The organism is Lentzea sp. NPDC051838, from assembly GCF_040681245.1.
Taxonomy (GTDB): domain Bacteria; phylum Actinomycetota; class Actinomycetes; order Mycobacteriales; family Pseudonocardiaceae; genus Lentzea.
Genome location: NZ_JBFAYI010000025.1, coordinates 1 through 19776 on the forward strand (window position 1 = coordinate 1; position 19776 = coordinate 19776).

Annotated in this window: 18 protein-coding genes; 8 read left to right on the top strand and 10 right to left on the bottom strand. The window is 68.3% G+C overall.

The annotated features are described in order from the left end of the window. The first annotated feature begins 719 nt into the window (after positions 1-719). The 3 genes from AB0M24_RS35870 to AB0M24_RS35880 are packed head-to-tail and all read left to right on the top strand — an operon-like array spanning position 720 to position 4436. Positions 720-3602, top strand: a complete 2883-nt coding sequence (locus AB0M24_RS35870) for a S8 family serine peptidase (RefSeq protein ID WP_363777923.1) — start codon at positions 720-722, stop codon at positions 3600-3602. Between the two features lie 50 nt (positions 3603-3652). Further along, positions 3653-4084 (top strand): MarR family transcriptional regulator, encoded by a 432-nt coding sequence (locus tag AB0M24_RS35875; RefSeq protein WP_363777924.1) that lies wholly within the window; start codon positions 3653-3655, stop codon positions 4082-4084. Between the two features lie 7 nt (positions 4085-4091). Then, positions 4092-4436: an MmcQ/YjbR family DNA-binding protein gene (locus AB0M24_RS35880; protein ID WP_363777925.1), complete on the top strand. Its 345-nt coding sequence runs from the start codon at positions 4092-4094 to the stop codon at positions 4434-4436. On the opposite strand, the gene AB0M24_RS35885 is transcribed toward AB0M24_RS35880, so the two are convergent. Further along, entirely contained in the window at positions 4433-4813 is a 381-nt protein-coding gene (locus AB0M24_RS35885; protein ID WP_363777926.1) for a VOC family protein, read from the bottom strand. The two genes, AB0M24_RS35880 and AB0M24_RS35885, sit on opposite strands and share 4 nt — an antisense overlap. A gap of 56 nt (positions 4814-4869) precedes the next feature. Here AB0M24_RS35885 and AB0M24_RS35890 point away from each other — a divergent pair, with 56 nt between their 5' ends. Beyond that, positions 4870-5268 carry a VOC family protein gene (locus tag AB0M24_RS35890; protein WP_363777927.1) on the top strand — a complete coding sequence of 133 codons (399 nt, stop codon included), beginning with the start codon at positions 4870-4872 and terminating at the stop codon, positions 5266-5268. Here the strand turns inward: AB0M24_RS35890 and AB0M24_RS35895 are convergent. The 3 genes from AB0M24_RS35895 to AB0M24_RS35905 form a co-directional block, all read right to left on the bottom strand. After that, a complete protein-coding gene (locus AB0M24_RS35895) occupies positions 5265-6191 on the bottom strand; it encodes an ABC transporter permease subunit (protein ID WP_363777928.1) in 927 nt (308 codons plus the stop codon). The genes AB0M24_RS35890 and AB0M24_RS35895 overlap by 4 nt on opposite strands. Continuing rightward, on the bottom strand, positions 6188-6319 hold the full coding sequence (locus tag AB0M24_RS35900; RefSeq protein ID WP_363777929.1) for a hypothetical protein: 132 nt from the start codon (positions 6317-6319) through the stop codon (positions 6188-6190). Before AB0M24_RS35900 ends, AB0M24_RS35895 begins: the two co-directional genes overlap by 4 nt. A gap of 153 nt (positions 6320-6472) precedes the next feature. Further along, positions 6473-9313 carry an alpha/beta fold hydrolase gene (locus AB0M24_RS35905; RefSeq protein WP_363777930.1) on the bottom strand — a complete coding sequence of 947 codons (2841 nt, stop codon included), beginning with the start codon at positions 9311-9313 and terminating at the stop codon, positions 6473-6475. A 359-nt stretch (positions 9314-9672) separates the two neighbouring features. On the opposite strand from AB0M24_RS35905, the gene AB0M24_RS35910 reads away from it, so the two are divergent. After that, on the top strand, positions 9673-10671 hold the full coding sequence (locus AB0M24_RS35910; RefSeq protein WP_363777931.1) for a TerC family protein: 999 nt from the start codon (positions 9673-9675) through the stop codon (positions 10669-10671). Here AB0M24_RS35910 and AB0M24_RS35915 read toward each other — a convergent pair. Beyond that, positions 10668-11870 (bottom strand): amidohydrolase family protein, encoded by a 1203-nt coding sequence (locus tag AB0M24_RS35915; protein WP_363777932.1) that lies wholly within the window; start codon positions 11868-11870, stop codon positions 10668-10670. The genes AB0M24_RS35910 and AB0M24_RS35915 overlap by 4 nt on opposite strands. 89 nt (positions 11871-11959) lie before the next feature. Here AB0M24_RS35915 and AB0M24_RS35920 point away from each other — a divergent pair, with 89 nt between their 5' ends. Beyond that, positions 11960-13822, top strand: a complete 1863-nt coding sequence (locus AB0M24_RS35920) for a S9 family peptidase (protein ID WP_363777933.1) — start codon at positions 11960-11962, stop codon at positions 13820-13822. A gap of 48 nt (positions 13823-13870) precedes the next feature. Further along, a complete protein-coding gene (locus AB0M24_RS35925) occupies positions 13871-15826 on the top strand; it encodes a tetratricopeptide repeat protein (protein WP_363777934.1) in 1956 nt (651 codons plus the stop codon). Here the strand turns inward: AB0M24_RS35925 and AB0M24_RS35930 are convergent, their stop codons facing one another. The 3 genes from AB0M24_RS35930 to AB0M24_RS35940 are packed head-to-tail and all read right to left on the bottom strand — an operon-like array spanning position 15827 to position 17696. Beyond that, a complete protein-coding gene (locus AB0M24_RS35930) occupies positions 15827-16483 on the bottom strand; it encodes an RES family NAD+ phosphorylase (protein ID WP_363777935.1) in 657 nt (218 codons plus the stop codon). A gap of 28 nt (positions 16484-16511) precedes the next feature. After that, complete coding sequence (locus AB0M24_RS35935) at positions 16512-17096, bottom strand: DNA-binding protein (RefSeq protein WP_363777936.1); 585 nt, start codon at positions 17094-17096, stop codon at positions 16512-16514. A 60-nt stretch (positions 17097-17156) separates the two neighbouring features. Beyond that, positions 17157-17696, bottom strand: coding sequence for a DUF308 domain-containing protein (locus tag AB0M24_RS35940; protein WP_363777937.1), 540 nt, complete (start codon positions 17694-17696; stop codon positions 17157-17159). Between the two features lie 53 nt (positions 17697-17749). Here AB0M24_RS35940 and AB0M24_RS35945 point away from each other — a divergent pair, with 53 nt between their 5' ends. Beyond that, entirely contained in the window at positions 17750-18274 is a 525-nt protein-coding gene (locus AB0M24_RS35945) for a hypothetical protein (protein ID WP_363777938.1), read from the top strand. Between the two features lie 10 nt (positions 18275-18284). Here the strand turns inward: AB0M24_RS35945 and AB0M24_RS35950 are convergent, their stop codons facing one another. Both AB0M24_RS35950 and AB0M24_RS35955 read right to left on the bottom strand, forming a co-directional pair. Continuing rightward, a complete protein-coding gene (locus AB0M24_RS35950; protein WP_363777939.1) occupies positions 18285-19178 on the bottom strand; it encodes a hypothetical protein in 894 nt (297 codons plus the stop codon). A gap of 129 nt (positions 19179-19307) precedes the next feature. Then, complete coding sequence (locus AB0M24_RS35955; protein WP_363777940.1) at positions 19308-19775, bottom strand: hypothetical protein; 468 nt, start codon at positions 19773-19775, stop codon at positions 19308-19310. Between the last annotated feature and the right edge of the window lies 1 nt (position 19776).

The window sequence follows — 19776 nt, forward strand, 5'->3', positions numbered from 1 at the left end:
AAAGCGTGTCGACTTGACCCATCCCTCCGAGCGCGGCCAACGATCAGGCACGACTCGTGACGGGACCCACCCCACCTTTTCGTTGTGAGGTAACTGCGCCTCGGCTTCGCCGTCGGGACGGCTCGCCTTCGGCATCGCGCCCAGTGGAGGTGCTCGCCTGGCCTCGCTTCCCGCCTTGGCCCCTGCTCCGCCCCGCACTGGCTTCCGCTCCACCTTGCCCTGGCCTCAGCTCCGCCGCGCCTCGCTCCGTCCCGTGGAGCTCCACGCTGTCCCGCCTGCCGCACCCGTCCGCCCACCTCCCACCTCTGCCGTGCGCTGCTCTGGCGCTCCACCTGCTATCCGCCCTCCTGCGTTCCGCTGGCATGCCTGCGCTGTACGCCGTGTGGCGCTTGACGGAAAACGTTTTCCCGGCCAGTGTCGATCTCGCGCACTCGCCGCTGCGCTGCCAGGTCGGTTGCGGGCGGGAGGCTTTCATGCTGCGCGGGGTGGCGGTTTGTGCTGCGGTTGTCGTGGTTGCCGGAGTGGTGTTGGTGCCTTCGGCGGGGGCTGAGCGACTACCTGCTAGCGCCGCGCATCTGGCTGCTGCTCCCAAGGTGGTCACGCTTGTCACTGGCGATCGTGTTGCCGTGCAAGGGGATCAGGTCACGGTTGTGCCTGGGGCTGGGCGTGATGGGGTGTTGTTTCATCAGCGGCGGACGGCCAAGGGGCATGTTGTCGTGGTGCCGCAGGATGCTGTGCGGCTCGTTGGGAGTGGCAAGGTCGACAAGCGCCTGTTCGACGTCACCGGGTTGATCGAGCAGGGGCGGGACGACGGTAGCCGGGACACGTTGCCGTTGATCGTCGATCGGGATCGGCGGGTGCCTGCCAAGACTGCGCTCGCGGCTACCTGGGAGGGGATCAAGGCCGACCAGAGCATTCAGAAGGTGTGGCTGGACGGGCGCGTGAAGTTGTTGGACGCGGAGAGTTTTGCGCAGGTTGGGGCGACCCGGGCCTGGGACTTGGGGTTCACCGGGCGTGGGGTCACCGTGGCCGTGCTGGATGGCGGGTATGACGCCGGGCATCCGGATTTGCAGGGGAAAGTGTTGGAGGCCAAGGACTTCACCGGCACTGGGGTGCAGGACACCTATGGGCACGGGACGCATGTTGCGGCGACTGTTGCCGGTGATGGGATGTTTGGCGGGGTTGCCAAGGATGCGCGGTTGTTGGTGGGCAAGGTTTGTGTGGATGAAGGGTGTGACGAGTCCGCTGTTCTGGAGGCCATGGAGTGGGCTGCGTCTCGGGCTGAGGTGGTGAACCTCAGTCTTGGTGGTGGGGCGAGTGACGGCACGGATCCCCTGTCCCTTGCCGTCAATCGTCTTTCGGAGCAGTTCGGGACGTTGTTCGTGGTGGCGGCGGGGAATGACGGGGAGGACGGGGTCAGTTCGCCCGCGGCCGCTGATGCCGCGTTGGCTGTGGGGAGTGTCAGCAAGGCTGATCGGTTGAGCCGGTTTTCCGGTCGGGGGCCTCGGGTCGGTGACTTCGCGGTGAAGCCCGACGTGGTGGCGCCCGGGGAGGACATCGGGGCCGCGCGGGCTGCTGGGACCAGCATGGGTGAGCCGATTGACGCCTTGCACACGCGGGCCGATGGGACGTCGATGGCTGCGCCGCATGTTGCTGGGGCGGCTGCGCTGGTCAAGCAGGCGCATCCTGAGTGGTCTGGGGCGCAGGTGAAAGCGGCGCTCACGGGGGCGGCCAAGTCGATCGGGCGCAGTGTGTACGAGGAGGGGAGCGGGCGGCTCGACGTTGCCAAGGCGGTCTCGGCGCAGGTCGTTGCCAGTGCTTCGAGTCTCAGCTTTGGGGTGTTGAGGTTTCCGCACGCGCAGTTGCCGCCGATCGTCAGGAAGTTGAGCTACCACAACGGTTCGCCGCGGCCGGTCACCTTGCCCGTCTCCAGTGATCACGATGCGGTGAAGGTGAGCGTCGGGGAGATCACGGTTCCTGGCAACGGGTCGGTGGATGTCGAGGTGACGTTGGATCCGGCGAAGGTCGCGGTGGGGTCTGGCTCGGCGCGGGTGGTGGCCGGGGACGTGGTCACTGCTGTCGGGTTCACGGCTGAGGCCGAGATGTACGAGCTGACCGTGGTGACGGTGGGGCGGGACGGGAAGCCGTCGGATGCCGAGGTCAGTGCGCTGGAGTTGGAGAGCGGGGAGAACGTCGACTTCGCGCAGCCGGTCGGTGGGGTGACCAAGCTGCGGGTGCTGAAGGGCAGCTATTCGGTGGATGTGCTGGTGCACGGGGACGGCGAGCACACGTGGGCCAGCACCGGGAAGATCAGCGTCGACCAGCCGACGGTGGTCACTGTTGATGCGCGGCAAGGGAAAGAGGTCGGGGCGCGGCTTGATCGGGAGGCTCGCAGGAAGTACGTCGGGCTGGACGCGGTGTATCTGGCCGGGGATGCCAGGGTGCAGACCGGGGTGTCGTCGCGGACGTCGGACGCGTTCTTCGCGGTGCCGGTCAAGGCTGACGGGGCGTACTTCAACTTCGGGACGTTCCAGGTTTGGGGTGGGGGCGGGCACGAGTACTTCGTTGCCGCGCCGTATGCCGGTGGGATCCCCGACGAGCTGAGGCCTCGGGTGCGGGATCGCGAGTTGTACGGAGAGCAGGTGCGGTATCGGGCTCAGGGCACGCCGGCCATCGGGTCGCGGTCGTCCACGCCGTTCTACGTGAAGGGGCAGGCGGTCACGTTCGGGGTGGCGCTGGACCTGCCGATTCCGCAACGGCGGGTGGAGCACTTCACCGGGCGGCCGGACGTCAAGTGGGTCATGGACTTCTTCCAGCGGCCGTTGACGCAGCCGAGTCTCGGGTTCGACGGGCACATCAGTGCCGGGCGGCTGGTGTTTCCGGGAGGCAAGACGGCGTCGAGGTCGTGGAACAGCGTGGCGGCTACTACGGATCTGAGTTTGCGGCCGTTCCACGGGCTGGTGCGGTTCGGCAACAACGGGTACGTGCAGCACTGGCCGTTCGCGCCGGGAGAGCCGGACGCGTCGGACGAGTTCGTGTTCGGGGCGCCATACGTGGAGGCCAGGACGAAGTTGTCCACTGTGGACGGAAAGGTGCTGGCGAACAGTCCTGGGGTGTTCGCGAACTTCTCCGGGCTGCCCGAGGCCGAGACGCGGTACGTGCTGGACGTCCAGGCGCAGCGCAGCCCCAAGTGGACGCCGTTCGCCCCGAAGGTGTCGGCGAGGTTCGAGTTCAAGTCCGGCAAGACGGACGGGAACGTGTACCTGCCGGTGCCGACGCTCCGGATTTCCGGGGCGTTCGACGACTTGAACCGGGCGCCCGCGGGATGCCGGGTGTTTCCGGTGGACGTGAGCGTGGTGCCGCAAACCGGGTCGGTCGGGGCGGCTGAGGTGAAAAGCGTGACCGTGCAGGCGTCGACCGACGACGGGGCGACGTGGCGCAGTGTGCCGGTGGTCGGTGCCAAGGCGCGGTGGAAGGCGTTGGTCCGGCATTCCGATGGTGCTGAGTTCGTGTCGCTCAAAGTGAAGGCGGTGGATGCGGCGGGTAACTCCGCGGAGCAGACGACCATGCGGGCTTACGGCATAAATCGCCCTCTGGGGTGAGATGTCGGCTGACAGCTTTCGTCACGGCGCGAGACGGCAATGATCTCGGGGTGGATGTGGACTCCCACCTCGCCGCGGTGGAGCAGGCGCTGATCGCGATGCGGCGAAGCCAGTCACGCCGGGCACTCGCCGAGTTGGCCGTACCGGCTTTCGACGTGCTCGACGTCGTGGAGCTCGCCGAGCGGACCGGCACCCAAGCGACGGTGTCCAGTGTTGCTTCGGCGCTGCACGTGGATCAGCCTCGGGCGAGCAAACTCGTCACGAGCGCGGTGGATTCCGGGCTCGTGTCACGGGTCGCGGACAAGGCGGACGGGCGGCGCGTGCTGCTCGTTCGGACGCCGCGGGGGCGTGCCACGTCGGCTGAGCTGCACCGGGCGCGGCAGACGGCGTGCGCGGCGGCGATGGCCGACTGGACCGACGACGAACGGGTCGTGTTCGCGGAGCTGCTCGCGCGTTTCGTCTCGGTGTTCGGCGCGCGATAATCCCGTGATGACACTGGACGAGCTGATCGCCTACTGCGCTGGGAAGCCTGGTGCGGAGGAGACGTATCCGTGGGGCGACGCCGAGCTGGTGTGCAAGGTGGGAGGCAAGGCGTTCGCGTTCATCGGCCTCGACGCGCACACCGTCGGGCTGAAGTGCGGAGTCGACGCCGAGGCCGCCGCGCCGTGGCGTGAGCGCTTCCCCTCCGAGATCACCGTGAGCGGCTACGTGGGGCGCTACGGCTGGAACACCGTCGCGCTCAAGGGATCGGTGCCCGACGACGACCTGCTGGAGCTGGTCGACGGCTCCTACGAGGCCGTCGTCGCGCGGTTGCCGAAGCGGAAGAGGCCTTAGCCCTCTTCCGGTTGCAGGACGCCGAAGATGTTGCCCTCGGGGTCCTTGTAGTAGGCGAGCAGGCCGACGCCGGGCATCTTGTCCTTGGGCAGCGCGACCGTGCCGCCGTTGACCTCGATGGCGGCGATGGTGGCGTCGATGTCGATCACGCTGACGGTCATCACGAAGCCGTTGACGGGCGCGTCGGGCGCCGGGTCGGGACCGCGGCGCGGCAGCAGACCACCGTTGACGCCGGGCTGGTCGTCGTCACCGGTGACGATCATCCAGTAGGGGAAGTCGCCCCACTGGTCGATCTTCCAGCCGAAGACGGAGGTGTAGAAGTTCCGCGCCCGCTCGGGATCTGCGGCGTGGATCTCGAAGTGCACAGGACGTGACATGAGACGGCACGCTACTCCGGACAGTCGTTGTCCGCATTGGGTTCTACGGTGCCCACATGGCAATCGGAATCCAGGTGACGATGGACGCGGCGGACCCGGCGAAGCTGGCCGGCTTCTGGGCGGAGGCACTCGGTTACGTGGTGCAGCCGCCACCTCCCGGCTTCGACTCGTGGGAGGCGTTCGCCGAGGCCAACAACATCCCGGCGGACAGGTGGAACGACTACTCGGCGATCATCGATCCCGAGGGCAAGGGCCCGCGATTCTTCTTCCAGCGCGTGCCGGAGGGCAAGACGGCCAAGAACCGCGTCCACCTGGACGTGAACGCGGGTCTCGAGGCCGTTGATCGGCTCGTTGCCCTCGGGGCGACCAAGGTCGAGGAGTTCGACCGGGGGCCGATGGGCCGCTGGGTCGTCATGCTCGACCCCGAGGGCAACGAGTTCTGCGTCCAGGGCTAGCTGGTGATGTCCTTGTTCTTGAACTGACGTGCCGCGAGCAACGTGAAGATGCCGCCGTAGACGAGCGCGGAGAACGTTCCGCGCGTCATCTCCGACCAGTCCACATCGGTCGAGAGCAGGTCGGCCCAGGCCATCGCGTAGTGCGTCGGCAGGTAGTTGCGCAGATCCTCGAGCGGCTGAATCTGGTCGAGGATCTGCGACACGATCGACACCAGCACCGTGCCGCCGACCGCGCCGAGCGGTGCGTCGGTGGACACGGACAGGAACAGCGCCAGACCCGCGACCCAGAACAGGTTGATCGCGATGTAGCAGACCGCGAGCCCCATGCCGAGCACACCGTCCGCGAACGGTGCCGCCTCACCCGTCGGGCTGACCACTTCGCCGGCGCCGTACCAGATGACGCCGACTCCCAGCGCCACCGCCGGAAGCAGTGCGAGGGCGAAGAAGCTCAGGATGCCGGACGCGATTGCTTTCTGGCGCAGGAGTCGGTGGCGTGGGATCGGTGCGGCCAGCAGGTACTTGAGGCTGGACCACGACGCTTCGGACGCGATCGTGTCGCCGAAGAACAGCGCCACGATCATCGGCAGCAGGAAGCTGCCGCTCACGAACAGCGTGAGCACCACGAAGTTGATGCCTGACGCCGTTGCCAGGTCGACGAAACCGCCACTGCGCCGGTTCGGGTCGGACTGACCGATCTCGAAGCTCAGGGCGAGGATGAACGGCAGCAGCACCAGGAAGCCCAGGACGAGCTGCGTCCTCCTGCGGCGGATCTGCCGCTGGATTTCGACGCGGATGCTGAGCGTTTTCCTGGCCTTGTAGCCGACTGCCGAGCCGTCCGGGGCCACCTCGGTGTGGGTGTGGGCGGCGGCTTCGGTGAGCTCGGTGAGCGCGCCGGGGTCGGTGTGGACATCGTGTTCGTTCACCGGTCCACCTCCTGCTTCGGCATTGCCCTCGTGCGGTTGGGGTTCGCGGTGAGCACGGTCTTGATCACGGGCTGAACGTCGGCCGGGGCAGGCGTGGTGTCACCGGTGTGGGGCATGTGGTCGTTCACCGGTCGGTCTCCGCTCCGAAATTGTCAGACCCGGCTGGGATAATTGAGTCAAGGGGACCCCCTTCGCCGGCGAGCAACGTGCGCTCGCTCGACGAGGGGACCTCTGCCTCGGCCTGCACGTCCGTTGTCGCGGACGCCGCTGCCATCAGGAAGTCATTCACCGACCAGCTCCAAGAACGCGTCTTCCAGCCTGCGTCGCGGACCCGCCTGGTCCACCGCCACACCGGCTGCCACGAGAGCAGAGAGTGCTGCGGCGCGCGGGACGCCGTTCATCGACGCGTGCACGGCTCCCTCGTCCTCGTGCACGTCGTGCACGCCTTCGAGGCTCCGCAGGACGTCGGCCGCCTTCGAGGGGGAGTCGACGCGGAACGTCGCCTCGCCGCCCCCTGCCGCGATGTCGGCCACCTCGCCCGCGGCGACGAGCTGGCCCTTGTGCATCACGACCACGTGCGAACAGGTCTGCTCGACCTCGGCCAGCAGGTGCGACGACACCAGGACGGTGCGGCCGGCCGCGGCGTAGCGGCGCAGGACCTCGCGCATCTGGTGGATCTGGGGCGGGTCGAGACCGTTGGTCGGTTCGTCGAGGATCAGCAGGTCCGGCAGGCCGAGCATCGCCTGGGCGATCGCGAGGCGCTGACGCATGCCCTGGCTGTACGTGCGCACGCGGCGGTTCACCGCGTCGCCGAGGCCCGCGATCTCCAGGGCCTCCTCGATGTGCGCTTCCTCCAGCGGACGGCCGGTCGCGGCCCAGTAGAGCCGAAGGTTCGCGGCTCCCGAGAGGTGCGGCAGGAAGCCGGAACCCTCTACGAACGAACCGATGCGCGACAGCACGGGGGCGCCGGGCGTCACCTTGTGGCCGAAGACCCGGATGTGGCCTGCGGACGGGTGGATCAGGCCCATCACCATGCGCAGGGTCGTGGTCTTGCCGGCGCCGTTGGGGCCCAGGAGCCCGAGCACCTGGCCGTGCTCCACGCGGAACGACAGGTCCTTCACCGCGGTCAGGCCGCCGGGGTAGGACTTGGTCAGGCCGGAGATCACCAGCGGCACACCGGACAGCTCGGAATCCGAGTCGTGGGCCATGCGGCGGCGGAACATCGCGACGATGCCCGAGCCGATCAGCACCAGCAGCGCGATGACGATGCCCCAGAGGGCGCTCATCGGGAAGCCCTCGGTGACGTTGCGGCCCGGCACCACCGGCACCGCGATCTCGTCGGAGGCCAGCGAGATCCGGTAGGCGGCGGGCTGCTCGGCGTTCGCGAACGCCTGGTCCGTCGTCGAGACGACCAGCGCCAGCTTGTGCTCGCTCTCGACCGGGCGCACGGCACCGGGCAGCGTCACCGTCACCTCGGCCGCCGAGCCGTCCGGCGGCAGCGCCACGCGGAACGGGGCGACGATCGAGCCCGGCAGCACGCGGGTGCCGTCCGCGGAGACGTCGTAGAGCTTCGCGAACAGGATCGCCTCGCCGGACTTCTGGTCACCTCGCGCGACCTTCAGCTTCACCGTGGACGAACCGGTCAGCAGCACCTGCGAGGTCAACGCTTCCGTGGTGAACACGGCGGCCTGGCCCGGCAGGTCGAGCGACAACCGGGAGGAGATCGCGGACGAGCGCGAGATCGCGGAACCCAGGCCCGGCAGGTTGCTGATCGCCGCGGGGTTGCCGCCTGCCGGGTTGACCGCCACCTGCTCGCGTCCGGAGAGCTTCAGCGTCTTGCGCTCGGTCGACGAGCCCGAGGCGAGGCCGGGGTAGGACGGGGCGACGACGGTGCGCAGCGACGGCTGACCGGACGAGCGGAACGCGCCCTGCACCGTGTACTCGAAGCCGGTGCCGGGGTCGGTTCCCTTGCCCTGCAGGTGGAACGCCATCCAGTCGGCGATCTCGCCGCGCAGGGCCGTGCCGGGGTTGCCGCCGTCGTGGCCGCCCGCGTACCAGACCATCTTCACCTTGCCGCCGGCCTCGCTGATCTGGCGCGCGGTCGCGTCGGCCTGGTCGAGGCCGAACAGCGTGTCCGCCTCGCCCTGCACGAGCATCGTCGGCTGCTTGATCTGGTTGGTCACCGCGACCGGGGACGACTTGCGCAGCAGTTCGAGCGTTTGCTGCGACGCACGGCCCGTCGTGGCGACCTCCGTGTAGGCGGCGCACACCTCGGGCGTGAAGCGGCCGCACGCGCCCAACGACGGCGTCGGAGGCTGTTGCTGGCCCGCGCCGCCGGAGTTCCCGCCCGGCTGCTGCACGGTGCCCTGCTGGTTCGACTCCCGCTGCCCGGTCTCGGGCGCGTCACCCGTGGGCGACGAGAGGTCGATGGACGTCATGCCCGCCGAGAAGAAGATGCCCGCCCACGAGCGCTTGAAGACGCCGTCCTCGCCGAACGACGTGGCGGACGGGGTGGTGTCCGAGCGCGGTGTCGTGGACGACGAGTTCGGCAGCAGCGCCTGCGCGAGGTCGTTGTACGTGATGACCGGGACGATCGTGTCGACGCGCTTGTCGACGCCGGCGAGCAGCAACGAGAGCGCGCCGCCGTACGACGCGCCGGTCACGCCCACGCGCGGGTCGCCGGCGGTGTCCTTCTGCACCTCGTCACGGGTGCCGAGGAAGTCGAGCAGCTTCTGCGCGTCGCGGACCTCGCGGTCGAGCGAGTTCAGCGCGATCTGGCCGGTGCTGCGGCCGAAACCGCGCGCGGACCACGTCAGCACGACGAAGCCGCGCCGGGCGAACTCCTCGGCCTGCGTGTGCACGCTGCGGAGGCTGCCGCCGAAACCGTGCGCGAGCATGATCGCGGGCGCGGGCGTCTGCTGGGGGAGGTAAAGACGCGTCTCGATCGTCACCGTCTGGGAGCTGTCGGGGCTCTCAGGTGCGTCGATGTTCGCTTCTTTGTAGGAAACGGCCACGGGGTCGTCCCCGGATCGAGTGAAGTACACGCCACCTGCGACAACGGCGAGGACCACGATCAATGCGGGGATCGTCCACCTGCCGCGAAGGCGGGAGAGGCGGGACACAGCGATGACGATATGCGAGTTTTGCTGAGAACGACCTGTCGGGATCCGGTCCCGGTCTCAGCAAGAGTGGATCTTCAGCGGGCCTTCAGGTAGCGGCCGGTTGGGATCCGAACGACACGCTGCGTATTCCCGTTGCTCCTGGTTGCGTGGGTCTGCTCACCCTGTGTGGCGCTAACCGCCCTTCGTGGAGCACAATATTGACGCAGCATGGAGGGGAGTACTCCCTAAGCGGCGGTGTCGTCAGTACGGAGCTCGGCGTGGAGCTTCCGGTGCCGTCGGTCGACTGAGAGATCATCTCAGCGGCGGAGGAGACCTCCGGGTTTATTTGGCGTGCGCCCGAGAATCCCGGAGGTTGGGTTGTGAACGTCCCCGCATGGATGTGGATCGCGACGATCGGTGGTCTGCTCGTTCTTCTCGCTGTCGACCTCGTCATCGTCGATCGAAAGCCCCATGAGGTGACGATCGGAGAGGCTGCCCGCTGGGTGGTCTTCTACGTGGCCGTGGCAGCCCTGTTCGGCGGCGGGATCTGGTACTTCTCCGGTGGTCAGTACGCGACGGAGTTCTTCGCCGGGTACATCACCGAGTACTCGCTGAGCGTCGACAACCTCTTCATCTTCTTGATCATCATGACGACGTTCAAGGTGCCCTCGATCCACCAGCACAAGGTGCTGCTGATCGGCATCCTGCTCGCGCTCGTCATGCGCGGCATCTTCATCGCGGCCGGCGCGGCGCTGATCAGCCAGTTCTCCTGGGTCTTCTTCATCTTCGGCGCGTTCCTCATCTACACCGGCTGGCAGCTGGCGCGGGAGAACCACGACGAGGAAGAGGAGTACAAGGAGAACCTGATGCTGCGCATGGTGCGCAAGGTTTTCCCGGTGACCGACGACTTCCACGGCTCCAAGTCGTTCATCAAGATCGACGGCAAGCGCTTCGTGACCCCGATGTTCATCGTCATGGTCGCGATCGGCTCCACCGACCTGCTCTTCGCGCTCGACTCGATCCCCGCGATCTTCGGCCTCACCAAGGAGCCGTTCCTGGTGTTCACGGCCAACGCGTTCGCGCTGATGGGCTTGCGTCAGCTGTACTTCCTGCTCGGTGGCCTGCTCGCGAAGCTGGTCTACCTCTCGATCGGCCTGTCGGTGATCCTCGGCTTCATCGGCGTCAAGCTGATCCTGGAAGCCCTGCACACCAACAACCTGCCGTTCCTCAACGGCGGCGAGCCCTTCCACGTGCCGACGATCGGCATCGAGGTCTCCCTCTCCGTGATCGTCGGCGTGCTGGCGATCACCACGATCGCCAGCCTCCTCAAGGTGAAGCGCGACCCGGAGGCCGCGAAGCACGTGGGTGCCAACCACTAGTTGACGGCGGCGCCGTTCTGGTAGACGGCGCGGATCGACTGCTTGAGGGTGCCCGCCTTGACGTGCTGCTCGGCGTCACCCTCCACGAGAACGAGATCGGCGAGCTTGCCAGGGGCGAGCTCGCCGAGTTCGTTTCCGAGGCGCATCAGCTCGGCTGCGGACTGGGTGGTCGCGTAGATCGCCTCGGCGGGCGTCATGCCGTACTCGACCATCAGCGTGAGCTCGGTGAGGTTGTCGCCGTGCGGACCCACGCCGGAGTCGGTGCCCATCGCGATCTTCACGCCGGCCTGGTGCGCCTTCTGGAACGCCTGGGTGTGTTGCGCGACAACGGTTTTGGCCTTGTCGAGGATGACGTCCGAGATGGCCATGCCCGCCGCGGCCTGGTCGAGCACCATGCGCGGTGCCATCAGCGTCGGCACCAGCCACGTGCCGTTCTTGATCATCTCTTCGACGCCCTCGTCGGTGAGGAACACGCCGTGCTCGATGCTGCGCACGCCGTTGCGCACGGCGGTGAGGATGCCGTCGCCGCTCATCGCGTGCGACATGACCGCGATGCCGGCGGCGTTGGCCTCCTGCACGATCATCGCGATCTCCTCGTCGCGGAAGTGCGCGTGCCGTGGGTTGCTGCGCGGGGACATCACCCCGCCGCTGCTCGCGATCTTGATGATGTCGGCGCCGTGGCGGACGAGCGTGCGGATGACCTTGCGCAGCTCCTCGGGACCGTCGGCCACGGTGTTCGGCAGGCCGGGGTGCAGCGGTGGCGAGATGTGGGCGCCGCACTGCATCCAGTCGTCGTTGTGGCCGCCGGTCTGCGAGACCATGTTGACCGCGATCTGCATGCGCGGCCCCTGGATCAGCCCGCGCCGCACGGCTTCCGCGACACCGAGGTCCGCGCCCAGTGCGTCGCGGACGGTCGTGATGCCGCAGTCGAGCGTGGCCTTCATGTTCCCGATCGCCTCGTAGAACGGCAGCGAGAACGGCGTGTTCAGCGACCGCACCAGGTCGGCGCCGCTGAACATGAAATGCACGTGGCAGTCGAACAGCCCCGGCAGGATCGTGTGGCCGGTCGCGTCGACCACGATGTCGCCGTCGAGCCCGATGCCCACGTCGACGATGCGGTCGCCCTCGACGACCACGTCGCCCGGCTCGGTCGCCCGGCCGGTGAAGACCCTGCCCCCAGAGAACACGATGCGCGTCATAAGCGGAAATCTATGCGGCGAGTCAATTTCTGTGATCCGTCAACAAACAGTTATGAGCTTTGCTAACAAGTTCTGTTAGCGTCCAGGCCGTGCGCCCTGAAGACCTGCAGCTGCTCACCACACCCGGCACCGTCGCCGTGTCCGGGGACCTGGTGCTGGTCAGCATCACCACGCCTGATCTCGACTCGAACACCTACCGGGGTGGTCTGCACCGGGTGTTCCCGGACGGCACGACAACACCGTGGACACACGGTGACCGCGACAATGCGCAGCGCATTTCTCCGGACGGTCGTCTGGTCGCGTTCCTCCGCGTTTCCGGCAAGTCGAAGCCGCAGCTGTACGTGGTTCCGGTGGACGGCGGTGAGCCGCGCAGGCTGACCGATCTGCCGCTCGGCGCCGGTGCGCCGGTGTGGTCGCCGGACTCCGCGCGGCTCGCGTTCGTGGCGCGGGTGCCCGAGGCCGGGCGTTACGGCACCACCGACGACGGGCCTGAGGCCGAGGCGCCGCGCTGGATCACGCGTCTGGACTACCGCGTGGACGACGTCGGTTTCCTCGCCGACCGCCGGCCGCGGCTGCACGTCGTTTCGTTGGACGGCGACGTCGTCGAGGTGACCGACGGCTCCCACGACGTGTCCGACCCGGCTTGGCTCTCCGACTCGTCGCTGGTGTTCGTGGCGCCGCGCGATCTCGGCGCGGTCGAGACCTTGCACTCGTCGCTGTACACGGTGCCCGCTGACGGTGGCGAGGTGTCGTTGCTGGTGCGCGGTGACGGCGAGGCTTCGATGCCGTTCGTGGCCGGATCTTCGCTGTACTACCTGGGCACCGACTTCACCGGGATCGACGGTGTGGCGCGCAACCACGGCCTGTGGAAGGCGCCGTTGGACGGCTCTGGCGACCCGGTTCGGTTGACCGACGTCGAAACCGTTGACGTGGAACGGCTTTCCGGGCCGCCCGTCGCGGACGCCTCTGGGGTGTTGTTGGTTGTGCGCAACCGCGGTGCGTTGGAGCTGCAGCGGATCCCGTTCGACGGCGGTCCTGGCGAGGTGCTCGTCGGTGGTCCGGTGGCGGTCAAGGCCTTCGCGTCCGACGGTTCCACTGTGGTCGCTTCGGTGTCCACTCCGGACAGTCCTGGTCAGGTTCTCTTCGTCGAAACCGGTGTGCGCACTGCGTTTTCGTCGGTTCCGGCGCGCCGGGTTGTCGAGTTGAACGGCTCGGCCTCCGACGGCTACCCGGTGCACGGCTGGCTGGTGCTGCCCGACGGCGACGGCCCGCACCCGGTCGTCCTGGCCGTGCACGGCGGCCCGTTCATGTATCACAGCTGGGGTTTCTTCGACGAGGCCCAGGTCTACGCCTCGGCCGGCTACGCGGTCGTGCTGCCCAACCCGCGCGGCTCGGCGGGCTACGGCCAGTCGCACGGCCAGGCGGTCATCGGCAAGTTCGGCACGGTCGACGTCGACGACGTCCTGTCCCTTTTGGACGTGGCGCTGGCTCGTCCTGACTGCGACTCCGAGCGCGTCGGCGTCATGGGCGGCTCCTACGGCGGCTTCATGACCTCCTGGCTCTCCGCCCACCACGGCGAACGCTTCCGCGCGGCCTGGAGCGAGCGCGCGGTCAACGCCTGGGACTCGTTCTCCGGCTCGTCCGACATCGGCTACTTCTTCGCCGACGCCTACTGCGGCCCAGACCCCGAAGCCCAGCGCGCGATGTCGCCCCTGACCTACGCGGAGAAGATCAACCTTCCGTTCGCGGTCGTCCACTCCGAACAGGACTGGCGTTGTCCGCTGGAGCAGGCGCAGCGCATGTTCGTGGCGTTGAAGCGGCGCGGGGTGGAGGCGGAGATGCTGATCTTCCCGGGCGAGGGGCACGAGCTCACGCGGTCGGGGCAGCCGCGGCACCGTCGGCAGCGGTTCGACGCGGTGCTGGAGTGGTGGGGCCGCTACCTCAAGGCCTGACCCGTTCGGCCGCTGTCGTGCCATCGCGCCAGGCGTGAAGGTGTTCCGATGGAGAACACGCCGTCGAGCGCGGTGGTGCGGGCCAGCTGGCAGGGCCTGCCTTCCGTGCCGTCGGGAGGGGTGCCACGGCAGCTGCCCGCCGTCGTCTCGACGTTCAGCGGACGACTCGATGAGCTGGCACAGCTCGACTCCGCGCTGACCTCGGGCGCGGTGGTCATTACCGCGGTCAACGGCACCGCAGGCGTGGGCAAGACCGCTTTGGCGTTGCACTGGGCTCATCTCGTCGCCGACCAGTTCCCGGACGGCCAGCTCTACGTGAACATGCGCGGCTTCGAGCCCGATCGCGAGCCGATGCCGGTCGAGGAGGCGGTTCGCGGCTTCCTCGACGCGTTCGGGGTGCCGAGCGATGCCATCCCGGTCAGCCTGGATGCGCAGACCGCCCTGTTCCGTAGCAAGATCGCCGGGCGGCGGGTCCTGCTGGTGCTCGACAACGTCAACAACGCCGCCCAGGTCAGGCCGTTGCTGCCGGGTGGCTCCACGTGTTTCGCGCTGATCACCAGTCGCAACAGCCTCGCGGGCCTGGTCGCCGAGCATGGCGCGCGGCCGTTGCGCCTGGACCTGCTGTCCGACGACGAGGCCGCCGCGCTGCTGCGCGCCCGGCTCGGTGACGTGGACACCGACGAGCTGGTCGAGCTGTGTGCCGGGCTGCCGCTCGCGCTGGCGATCGTCGCGTCACAACCGAACACCTCGATCGCCGAACTTCGGGACGAACGTCTGGAAGCGCTCGACCTAGGTGAGGAGCATGTCAGCGTCCGGTCGGTCTTCTCGTGGTCGTTGCGGGCGTTGAGCGAGCCTGCGGCGAGGCTGTTCCGGTTGCTTGGCCTGCATCCCGGTCCGGACGTCGATGCTCGTGCCGCGGCCGCACTCGCCGGGCAGCCCGATTGCCGGAAGGCGCTGCGTGAGCTGGTTCGCGCCTCGCTACTGGATGAGTACCTACCTGGCCGGTTCCGGTTCCACGACCTGTTGCGGTTGTACGCGCGAGAACTGGCGGGCACCGACGATGAGGCGCAACGCCGGATGTTCGACTTCTACCTTCACACGGCTTGGGCGGCTGACCGCGCGTTCGTGACCTACCGGATCGGGATCGACCTGCCACCACTCGATCCTGACGTCGTTCCGCTAACCTTCGCCGGACCGAACGACGCGTTGGACTGGTTCGCCGCGGAGCGCGCGGTGCTGACCGGGCTGGTCGGGCGTGCGGCGTCGGCAGGGTTCGACGTGCACGCTTGGCAGCTCGCGTTGTCGACGCGGAGCTACGTCCACCAGCAGGGCCGGTGGCGCGACGGGCTCGCGGTTTACAGGGCGGCGATCGACCCGGTCAACCGGGCTTGCGACCCGCTTGCTCAGGCTCGTGTCCACAGAGGACTTGGTCGCATTCTCTGCCAGCTGTCGGAGTTCGACGAGGCGGAGTCCCTGCTGTGGTCGGCCTTGCACTTCGCCACGAGCGTTGATGACAACGCCCAATGCACGCGTTGCCAGGAGGCGTTGTCCACCTTGTACGCGATGCAGGAAAGGCACGAACATGCCTTGCAGCACGCGGAAGTCGCGATGTTGATGCATTCTTCGGACGACGACGGCCCGTGGCGGGCGTCCCTTTACGTGATGATGGGCCGTTGCCTCGCCGCTCTGACTGCCTACGACGCCGCGTTCTCCACCACGACGAAGGCCTTGTGCCTGCTGAGCGAGCTGGCACCTCGCGACGAGTTCGGCGAATCGGAGGCGTTGACCAGTGCGAGCCACATCCTTGCCCAAATGGGGGAGTTCAAGCTCTCGCTGGAGTACGCACAGCATGCACTCGTCCTGCACCGGCGCCTCCACAACCGTCCTGGGATCGTCCAGGCTCTGTACCACATCGGCGATGCGCACGGGGCGCTCGGTCGTCCTGACGAAGCGCGGCTCGCCAAGGACGAGGCAAGAGCGATTCTGGCGGAACTGCAGGAATGATCACCCCAGCAGTGTGTAGTTCAGTTCCTCGCACACGCGCGCCAACGGCAGATCCAGACCCGGATGGTCCAACGGCAGCAACACGTCAGGGGCGGCCGGCAGTCCGGAAGCTCCAGGCGGGTCCCACAGGCAGATCGCGGGGTCCCCGGAGTCCATCGAGGAGCGGTACCAAAGCCCGTCCAGCTCCGGATAAGCCGCCCGAATAGCGCGCGACCACGCCTGCGTCACCAGCTTCGGCCCCGTGGAGATCTCCTGCGACGCACCGACGCGCGTGGGCCACAGTCCGCCCAGGTCCAGCAGGCGCAGCGTGCGTCGGGGGCGCAGGACCACCAGGAACGGTGAGCGGGTGCGGCGGTCCACGATCGACGTGGCCTGGAAGACCTCTGCTATCGAGGTGCGGACGGAGAGGCCGAAGTAGAGGACGCCGTTCTCGTGGTCCTGGACCGGGGTGCCGTCGTCGGCCGGTTGTTGTGCGTCGAAGCGGGCGTGGGGGAGCGGGCCCGTGTAGCGGAAGGTGTTCCAGCGTTGGGGGTGGGAGCCCTTGGCCGTGAAGACTCGGACCAGGCGGGTGGCGCGGTGGACGGCCACCACGTCCTCGGTGCGGCGCAGGTGCGCTTGCAGCACGGCAGGGGCAGGCGGCTGCGGAAGCCGTGACATTCGGGTCCTGTCGGGTGTTCGGGAACGCTCAGGCGGGGGTGCCGAGCGTGGAGGCCAGGTCGGCGGCGCGGCGGGGGTCGCCTCCTGCCAGCAGCCAGTCGCGCGGGGTCGCGGGCTTGCCGTCTACGGGCAGGTCCTCCTGGAGAGTGGTCATGAAGGCGGCGACGACCAGCGCTGGTTGGTCTGACGGGATCGCCGCCAGCACGGTTTCCAGGCCGGGCAGGACGCCGGTGCCCGCGAACTGCCACGCCGGGAGCCGCCAGCTGCCGCGGTCCTTCCAGCCCACGAGCCTGCCGACGCCGAGGCGGTGGCGGATGCGGCTGGTGTCGACCTGGAGCTGGCGCGCGGCCTCGTTGACGGTCAGGGCCGAGTCGCGCAGCACCGCGTGGGCGACGACGGTTCGGGTGCGCGGGCGGGCGTCGGCCGGGCCCGCCGGGGACAGGTCGAGGCCCACGTCGGTGAGTGCCGCCTGCTGGTCCGGCGTGAAGTAGGTGGCCGGTTCCGGGTGCGGTGGAGCCAGCCTTCGTGCCGCGTCGGTCACGAGGGCCAGGAACTCGTCAGGGCTCACCTGCAGGCCGGCCTTGGCCAGCACCGTCTCCAGCGCGGGACTCATGCGCACAGGATATCCCGCGCGTGCGCATTTGTGCGCCCTGCGATCGTGTTGACCCTAAACTCACCCCGCGGGCGTGGTGAGCCCGCCTTCGAGCTTCTTGAGGCGCAGGCTGAACAGCACCAGCACGATGCCCCAGAGGATCGCGAAGGCGCCGATCGTGATCACGAACGCCAGCGCGCCCGCCGCCGGGTTCACGACGAGGACGATGCCCAGCAGCACCGTCAGGGCGCCGGTGATGACGTAGAACCACTCGTTCGTCATGACCTTGCGCAGACGGATCGCGTCGACGATCTGCAGCACACCGGTGACGAGCGCCCAGGCCGCGATGAGGAGCAGCAGCGCCGTCGCCGTGATGCCCGGCCAGAACAACGCGATCAAGCCGGTGACCACCCCCAGCGCGCCGATCAGGCCCAGCGCCCAGCGGGCAGGCCATTCCTTGTGGGTCAGCGTCAGGTACAGCATCATCGCGCCGTCGACCAGCGCGTAGGCGCCCCACATGATGATCAGGACGAGCAGCGTGAGGCCGGGCCAGACCAGGGCCGCCACACCGAACAGGACAGCGAACACTCCGCGCACCGTGAAGAGCCACCACCGTTGCATGGCTTGGATGGTCTCGGCTGTCGGACACCTCGGCAACCTGAGACCCTCGTTCGGTGCTGATCCGAGTGGCTGACTGGGAACGGATTCGTTCCGGCGAGGTCACGCTGCAGTTCCGGCGGTGGAAACGGCCTACCGTGCGCGCCGGCGGGACCTTGCGGACGTCGTTGGGCGTGCTGGCGATCGACGCGGTGGACGTCGTGTCGCGGGTGTCGCGTGCCGAGGCGGTGGCGGCCGGGTACTCGTCGGTGCGCGAGCTGATGTCCGCCGTGGACGGACGTGAGGGCTCGCTTTACCGCGTTCGCTTGCGTTTTGTGGGTGAGGACCCGCGGATCGCGTTGCGGGAATCGTCCTCTGTGGACGGAATCGCGCTGTCCGGGGATGCGCTGGCGCTGCTGCGGTTGATCGCGGCGAACCCCGGTGTGCGGGCGGCGGATCTCGCCGCCTCGGTGGGGCGCGAGAAGCTGCCGTTCAAGGTGGATGTCCGCAAGCTCAAGGCGAAGGGACTCACGGAGTCCCTGGAAGTCGGGTACCGCCTCTCCCCGAGAGGAGAGGCGTACCTGCGTTCACTCGAACCGTGAGTCTTGAGGGTCAGCCCTGGCCGGTGATGATCGAGACCGCGCGGTCCTGCGTCTGGTCCGTGACCTCGCCGAGCTGGAAACCACGCGCCACCGCGTGCGCGACCAGCTCCGGCTCCGGCGGCAGGCCGTACTTGCGCAGGTAGTGCGGCACGGCGCCGGCCCAGATCCAGGTGCCGTCGGTGCGGAAGTTGAGCGGCACGTCCTGCTCGCCGCTCTGCGAGAACTCGTCGAGGTCGTAGCTGCGCGCGGCCAGCACGACCGGCGCCGACTCGAGGTAGGTGAGCAGGCTGTCGACCAGCTGCGGGTCGATCGGCTGGCGGTTGACGACGATGCGGCCGTCCTCGCCCTTGCCGTCGTACACGCGCGCGGTGCGCAGCTCGCCGCTCTGCTGCTGGTCCGCCTGCTGCGGCGGGACCTGGTACTCCTGTTGCGGCGCCTGGGGTTCCGGCTCGGGAGCGGGCAGCGGCGGCAGGCCGACGCGCTGACGCCACCAGTCCGGGATCTGCCTGTCCGGACGCGGGAACGACTGGAGCTCGTCGCGGAAACCGATGGGCGGCGGGGCGTTGCGCCAGCGCGGCTCGTCCTCGGCGTTGAAGTCGACGGTGAACGCGGCCGGCGCCTCGATCTCGTACGTGGCGCTGAGCCAGGTGCCGCGCTCCGGGTGGTACATGCCCGCGCGCAGGTGGCCGAACATCTGCACGACGTCCATCGGCGGACGCACGGGGCGCAGCTGGCCGTCGGGTCCCGCGAACGCCAGGTCGACCTCGATGTGCCGGCCCGCCGCGCGGTACTCGGCCCGGATGCGCTGCCAGCCCTGCGGTACGGCCGGCAGCATGGCGCGGCCGATCTGCCGCACGAGCTGCTGCTGGTCCTGCTCGCTCAGCGGTGTCGCCGGCTGGCTCATGATGGATCTCGCCCCTCTCCCCGTGCAAAACACGCTGATCTTATCGGGCTGCCGTCGCGCGCGCGGGCCGGTCGCGGACCTCGGTCCGTTCACCCACTCCGAGTGGGGGCGAGGCTCGGCGGTTCCGCGTCAGCCCGGCCAGCCTTCGGTCTCCGCCTTCTCGGCGAGTTCGACCTGCTCGCGCAGCCAGTCCGGCATGTGCTCGTCGTCGCGCGGGAAGAACTCCAGGTCGCGCACGTACGAGTACGGGTGGGGCCAGGAGTTGTTCCGCCACTCGGGCTTCTCGTCGTAGTAGAGCCGGACGTCCGGGTCGGCCCCGTCCCGGATCGTGATGACGGCGGAGTACCAGGTACCTCGTCCCGGCCGGTAGCACGCCGCGCGGAACCGGTCGACCTTCGTGGAGAACCCGTCCGGCATCCCGTAGGAAATGCGTGTGCCGTCCTTCCTCACAGCGGAGACGGTCGACGTGTCGGTGAGCACGGTCGACTGCACGGAGAACCGGGCACTTTCCCAGTCCCGCGGTGCGGACCGCTCCATGACGTCGACGAGCTCGGCCAGGAGCTGATCAGCTTCCGGTGTGGGCAGTTGTGGCAGCACG